This window comes from Okeania sp. SIO2F4 (assembly GCF_010672385.1).
In the GTDB taxonomy this organism is placed as follows: Bacteria; Cyanobacteriota; Cyanobacteriia; order Cyanobacteriales; family Microcoleaceae; genus Trichodesmium.
This window is the reverse complement of the sequence record NZ_JAAHGT010000573.1, coordinates 1-6,224: the sequence shown is the minus strand read 5'-3', so window position 1 is coordinate 6,224 and position 6,224 is coordinate 1. Positions and strand designations below refer to the sequence as shown.

Annotated in this window: 7 protein-coding genes; 4 read left to right on the top strand and 3 right to left on the bottom strand. The window is 36.5% G+C overall.

The genetic code is table 11. The features are described 5' to 3' along the window. Both F6K22_RS27790 and F6K22_RS27785 read right to left on the bottom strand, forming a co-directional pair. A partial coding sequence (locus tag F6K22_RS27790) for a vWA domain-containing protein (protein ID WP_293105550.1) occupies window positions 1-1,027 on the bottom strand: 1,027 nt, incomplete at its 3' end. Further along, window positions 990-2,108, bottom strand: coding sequence for a hypothetical protein (locus F6K22_RS27785; RefSeq protein WP_293105547.1), 1,119 nt, complete (start codon window positions 2,106-2,108; stop codon window positions 990-992). The genes F6K22_RS27790 and F6K22_RS27785, both read right to left, overlap by 38 nt. Before the next feature lie 439 nt (window positions 2,109-2,547). Between F6K22_RS27785 and F6K22_RS42520 the strand changes: the two genes are divergently transcribed. The 4 genes from F6K22_RS42520 (at window position 2,548) to F6K22_RS27770 (ending at window position 4,597) form a co-directional block, all read left to right on the top strand. After that, window positions 2,548-2,652, top strand: a complete 105-nt coding sequence (locus tag F6K22_RS42520) for a nucleotide-binding protein (protein WP_363274575.1) — start codon at window positions 2,548-2,550, stop codon at window positions 2,650-2,652. Window positions 2,653-2,957: 305 nt separating this feature from the next. Continuing rightward, window positions 2,958-3,119, top strand: a complete 162-nt coding sequence (locus F6K22_RS27780; protein ID WP_293105545.1) for a hypothetical protein — start codon at window positions 2,958-2,960, stop codon at window positions 3,117-3,119. Between the two features lie 39 nt (window positions 3,120-3,158). After that, window positions 3,159-3,938 carry an RNA-guided endonuclease InsQ/TnpB family protein gene (locus tag F6K22_RS27775; protein ID WP_363274578.1) on the top strand — a complete coding sequence of 260 codons (780 nt, stop codon included), beginning with the start codon at window positions 3,159-3,161 and terminating at the stop codon, window positions 3,936-3,938. Window positions 3,939-4,066: 128 nt separating this feature from the next. Continuing rightward, window positions 4,067-4,597: a hypothetical protein gene (locus tag F6K22_RS27770; RefSeq protein WP_293105542.1), complete on the top strand. Its 531-nt coding sequence runs from the start codon at window positions 4,067-4,069 to the stop codon at window positions 4,595-4,597. 248 nt (window positions 4,598-4,845) lie between these two features. Here the strand turns inward: F6K22_RS27770 and F6K22_RS27765 are convergent, their stop codons facing one another. Then, window positions 4,846-5,628, bottom strand: coding sequence for a Uma2 family endonuclease (locus tag F6K22_RS27765; RefSeq protein WP_293105539.1), 783 nt, complete (start codon window positions 5,626-5,628; stop codon window positions 4,846-4,848). Window positions 5,629-6,224: the final 596 nt, after the last annotated feature.

The following is a 6,224-nucleotide window of genomic DNA, read 5'->3' as shown; positions in this document are numbered from 1 at the left end:
TAGTTACTCCTGCTATTTGTTGGAGTCGCTTTTGGTCAACAAATTCTTCGGCGGCAAGTTCGCTTAATCTCTCTGAGTCATTACTTTTTTTTCCGCCTCTTTGACTAATATCTCTAATAGTTGGAGGTTGCTCCAAATCATATTTTTGCTGTAACTGTTGGGGAGTCAAACCATAACCTAAAGTATGCACAGTAATATTAGGATAACTTTTTAAGATAAACACAAGTTTTTCAAAATCTTGTGCTTCTAATTCTGGTTCATTTTCTCTCTCTCCATAAATACTATGATAGCCATCAGAAAGTAAAATTATTGAACGTCTTGGCTGAGGTAAATTAGAATTTGCTGGTAGGTTAAAACGCGTATCTTCGGGATTTCCAAAAAATTGTACTGCCTGGCGCAAAGGCTCATAAATATCCGTCGCTGCACAAAGATTATCTAGTTTACTCTCTAATTTTTTCAAAGTTTGTTCGACTTTTTTATTGCCAGCTAAGACAAAGTTATCTAGTTCTTTTTTCGTGACTTGGTTTCCCGGACAATTTTTACCTCCTTTGCCAAAAGGAACAATAGAAATTTTAGTATTTTCGCCCTTTTCTGCTAAATCTCGATCGAAATTTCTAATAGCAGCGATCGCTCCTTCTAATTTAGTTTTTTCTCCACTACTATCTAATTGTTTCATACTGCCACTAAAATCTAATAAAACAATTACCCAAGCCGGAGGTAATTCTTCAGGTAGGGGAATTTTTAAATTAATATCTGCCTGATTTAAAGTTTGACATTCTCTAGTTTGGGAGTCGGCTTTCGGCGGACAAACTGTTAAATTGAAGTCATCTTTTTGCAGACCTCTTACTGGTTTATTGTTTGGGTCGTATACTTTCACGCGGAGCGTAACTTCTCCTTCATTCCGGTCGGGAATAGCTTCAATAATTTCTAGATTTTTGACTCTAGCAAAACTAGGATTAATGTAGAAACTTACTATTAATAAAGATAGACTAACCTTGCGGGTCCAAGAAGCGATTGTAGTAGACAAATCTGAATAATTTTTTACCATTATAAACACCATTTTCCGCATGAAATGTAATTAAGTCGTTATGTTTGAGTTGAATTGGTGTACTTTCGGTCAAGCGATCGCCTTGATATTCTATTTCAGAGAAAAATTTGAGATTAGGTACTAGAATTGTTTGGCTAGGTGCTAGGTCTAAGTCAGCAATATGTAATGGCAAACCAGGAATACAAATATTGACGCCAAATTGTTGACTACCTAAAATTTTTAACTGAGCCGAACCTATTTTAACTTTGCCTCTAGCAGGTAATTGAATGGATAATCCTTCTTCAATTTTATCGGTAAATTCATTACTCACAAATTTGAGTCTTGGTGATAATTCTTTTTGAATATGAGGATAATTACTAGGTGTTTTGTTTTGACTAATATTGACATTTTCAGTATATTCAAAACCCGCTCCAGCTCTAAGGGCAACTAGATGACTAGGAGAGGTAGAAAAGCTCAATACTAAACCTAATAAACCTCCCAATAAAGAAAACCCTATTGTGTCTTCCCAAGCTTTTAAAGCTATGGGCATTCCTCCCATTTTTTGTCGTATCCATTCAAAGATAATAGCTGCAATTAAAGCAGTCAAAATACTGGTAGTTAAACTAATAGTAAGTCGTTGCCAAAAACGGCGTTTATCTCCTGCTTCTATACTGCGCCAGCGCCAAGTCAAACCTTCAGCTAAACCCACTGCTCCGCCAATTAATATCCAGCCGACTATTCTGACAAATTCATCGGGTATAGTTAAGACTTTATCTCGCAATTGTGGATTGAGTAATATTTCTATTAATCCTCCAGAAGTAATGCCAATTAAAAATCCTAATCCGGCAGCAATACTGAGGGGGATTATACCTCTGCTGAAGTTGCGTTTAAACCGAGTGGGATTATTTAAAAATATATCTGTGGCTACTATGCCAACTGCAAGAGAAATTGCAATGCAAGGAAATAATGCTAGTTCGGGAAATTTTTGTAACCAGCCTAAATCGCTAAGGATAAATTGACCGATGCTCCAACCGATTAATGCGGATGTAATTCCTGATAGAATATATAGGTATATTCTCATAATTTCAGATTAATTTTGATTTTGATAGAGCCAGAATTAACAGGTAATTAGTAAGTATACAAGTTTTTCAAAGAGTTTGCATTTTAAATAGTATAGCGCTATGCACAAGTTAAAAGTCTGAAAGGTTGCGAGCCGACAGCCGTGGCAATCTCAAAGGCAAAATTTAAATATAGTTCAAAAATTATCGCGTCATTCTAAGTTAGAAGTCTTAATAGTTTATGATGATCCACGACTTGATGCTCAGGGTGATATTTCAGATTTGTTAGGAAGTATAGTTGAGTGGTATTTTATATATAGGAATCAGTTGTGAGATACCTTTTTTTGAAAAAAAAGGAACAGGCAAAAGGAAATGGGAAATAGATAATAAAATAATTTCTCATAAATTATTCTTGATTGCTATATTTATGTCAAAATTTAGTCAGTGAGTTTTAAAAATAAAATGAAATCTAAAAGTTATGTTATTTGGAATAATAAAGGTGGAGTAGGGAAGAGTACTATCTGTTTCCATCTTGCTACTGTCTATGCAGCCAAAAACCCAGTATGATATGTGCCCCCAAGCTAATGTTTCAATGATGCTTCTTGGAGGAGGGCTATAAACAGTATTAAAATAATTTGACAAAATTTAACATAAATAGACATTTACTGTGATATACTAGATTTATGTCTAACTTATTAAACTCTGAAAAAATGTGCCCCCTCAATTGAAATGCAATCAATCAAGACTAAATTAAAAGTCAATAATCAACAAAAAACCATACTCGCCAAACACGCGGGTGTAGCTCCTGACTGCCTATAACTGGGGACTAGCAACTTGTATTTCCGAATACAAAGAAACTCAAAAACGACTGAGTGCTATCACTTTACATGTATAGTTTGGTAGCTGAAGTCAAAAGTGAAAAACCCTGGTATTATGAAGTATCAAAGTGTGCCCCTCAAGAAGCATTAAGAGATTTAGACAGAGCATTTAAAAACTTTTTGACTATTCCTAAACGTGGATTTCCCATTATTTAGAAAAAAGGAAAAAAAGATAGTTTCTATCTACAAGGAAGTATTAAAATCCTGAAAGGAAACTATATAAAATTACCCAGAATAGGAATAGTAAAAACTTACGAAATCTTACCTTCTGTACCAGTTAAAAATGTGATAATCTCAAAACGTGCGGGTAATTGGTATATAAGTTTTAAATATGATGAGGGACCAACTCCTACTGCTAAACAAGGAGATATTATTGGTGTAGATGTAGGTATAAACGCTCTAGCAACTTGTAGTGATGGAACAACCTACGCTAATGTCAAAGCTTACAAACAAGCTAAAAAACGATTAAGTCGTTATCAACGTCGCGTCAAGAAAAAAGAGCTTGGCTCCAAAAACAGAGCCAAAGCTATCAAAAAACTAGCAAGATTGCACAAGAAAGTAGCAGATATTAGAGCAGATGCACTACATAAACTAACAACATGGGCGAGCTTTAAACCACAGCACCATAGTGATAGAAAACTTGAATGTAAGTGGAATGCTGAAAAAGCGGTGCGACCCCGCGACGACGACAGCTCGCTTGCGGAACGCGCACCAAGAGATCATAAGCTGGCAAGTGCGATAGCCGACTGTGGTTTTTATGAGTTTAAGCGTCAGTTATCATATAAGTGTGAGTGTTATGGAAGCCAGTTAGTGATAGCTCCTAGATTTTATCCAAGTTCTCAGATATGTTCTCAGTGTGGGCATCAACAGAAAATGCCGTTGCATAAGAGAACTTACGAATGTAGTAACTGTGGTTTTGAGGCTGACAGAGACTTTAATGCCGCTATCAACCTCAAAAACTATGTGAATCAGTAGCTTGAGTTCCAAGCGATTTTAAGCCTGTGGAGAAGAAGGGACGCCCTTATGCAACGTCCGTACGCAGACTGCGGTCAGTGGTATATGCGTGAAACAGGAAGCTAGCTCCAAAACCCTCTTGGGTAAGTTTGGGTAAGTTTAGTAGAACGGAAAAGTTGATTATACCCATCAATGCAGATGATTCCTCCAGAGTAGCTATATCAGCTTTATTCAATCTTATTTATGGGTCAGGAAACGTTCATCCAGTTTATGGTAATTACGCCTTTTCAGCTAGATTAGACAAAAATAAGATGAGAAGACCAATAATACACCTTCTTCTTGGAAATAGGTTTACTCAAAGAGTAGGAGCTGCAAATGCATTCAAAGCCTTATCTGAAGAAACAGCAACTGCAATGCATCGTGAATACAAAAAAGCTCCGGCTAGATTTAGCAACTACTACGGATCTGAGCCTCTAGATTTTGACGAATTTCAGAAGCAGTATGTATTTGAATTGAGAGACTTTAATAGTGCAGGAGTTGTAGCTGCAAATCAAGGATTGCCTTTAAATGAAATCCCAGATCAAAGAAAATATGAAGTATATCGACAAAGTATTCAAGTCAGTAAAGAGCAAGGAGAGCGTTGCAAGGAAGTTATTGAAGATTTAGCCAACAAACTATGAAAAACTCATATCACTGATACATCTTGTTATTTATTAACAGGACTTACGCAACGGCACCAATTATAGTGGCTATATCTAGAATTATGACCAAATTATAGGCTATATATAACGGTAGTGCGTAAATCCTGTAAGTATTTAACCGGATTTGATCGGGACTTACGCAAATCCTGAGAAAATACCCTATCCCTAGAGGGCGAATGGCATTCGCCCCTACTATATATGTTGGCTCTGCGTAAGTCCTGTTGATATTATAATTCCGGTTCCACACCCAAAGCTTTTAATTGCTCTGCCAAGCGATCGGCACGTTGACGTTCTTGTTCTGCACGTTGACGTTCTTGTCCTGCAAGTTCATCTCCTGTCAACAAAAGATTTCCTTGAGCATCCCACCAACGTAACCAAGGCCAGACTTGGCTTTGATATTCGCCTTCCCAAATACCCAATTCTACGCCTAAAGGTTCTATGGGATAACGCTCGTGCTCATTTGGTATCATTTGTTGATAGCGACCATTGACCAAATTATATACTTCGATGGTTCCTTTTTGAACTTCATAAATACCATAAAAAGGTACGCGAATTGCTTGTTCATAAACCCAAAATTTACCTGTTCCTGGTGTTTTGTCTCTTTCTTCTAATCCATCTCCAGAAACAAATTCCAATACAATTAAAGGGGCAACAAATTCCTTCCATAAAACATAGGAACGACGTAACTGACCATTTAATTTTTGTGGCACATTCGGTATATAAAACCAATCAGGAGCTACAGAACCTTTTTCTAGTGGTTCTGGGGATTCAGTTAAGCGCCAATAAATGCCACTATCTCGACCGATACAGTATTGGCGATCGGGATGAATTTGTTGCAAAATAGGAGTAATAGAATGAGTTAATAAGTCTCCTTCTGGGGGTTCTTGAAAATTTTTCACAAAGTTATTATCCTTGTCGGGAAGTTGAGTATGGTCTGGTAAGCTTTTTGGTAAATCAGCAGTTGGCGATAAATCAGAGGATTTTTCTGGTAGTTTGGTTATTGGATTCATATTAATTTGAAAGTTAAAGATTTAGGCAGGTTTCATAGAATAATTGTAAGCGGTCAGCTATCAGCTATCAGCTATCAGCTATGAATTATTAATTCATTATCTGGGAAAGAGGAATTAGTCTCTAAGGAGAATTAAAAGTTATGTTTACGAACATTCCGCAGGAAATAAAAAGGTTATCAGCTAACCGAAGTCAAGTTATTACGTTCACTCATCTGAATGCTTACAAATAATAGTTTTCCCGATATTACCTTTGAAATTATTATAGCAGTTTACTTAAAAGGCTAGCAATACAAAACTCAAAAAGTTTGCTATATCTCCCGAAAAAAGGTATTATATGGGAGGTTTGATAGCACTATAAAAAAGTGTTATAGCGTTTCCCAAACTAATGAGGTACAGTTGTTTTTCTTCTTTATCTATTCCTACGGAATGAGAATTACTACTCCCTATTCCCTGTCGCCTGTTCCCTGTTCTCTGTTCCCTGTTCCCTAAAACCAAAGAATTTTGTACCTCACGCTTTTTGGGAATTGCTATAGTACATTAATAAAAGTGAGCCAATAGTTTTTACTTAAGCTGATAGCTAATTGCCAAGATCGGGA

Coding starts and splice junctions, on each gene's coding strand:
- F6K22_RS42520 (WP_363274575.1), top strand. CDS start 2,548: ATGAAATCTAAAAGTTATGTTATTTGGAATAATAAAGGTGGAGTAGGG.
- F6K22_RS27785 (WP_293105547.1), bottom strand. CDS start 2,108: ATGAGAATATACCTATATATTCTATCAGGAATTACATCCGCATTAATC.
- F6K22_RS27765 (WP_293105539.1), bottom strand. CDS start 5,628: ATGAATCCAATAACCAAACTACCAGAAAAATCCTCTGATTTATCGCCA.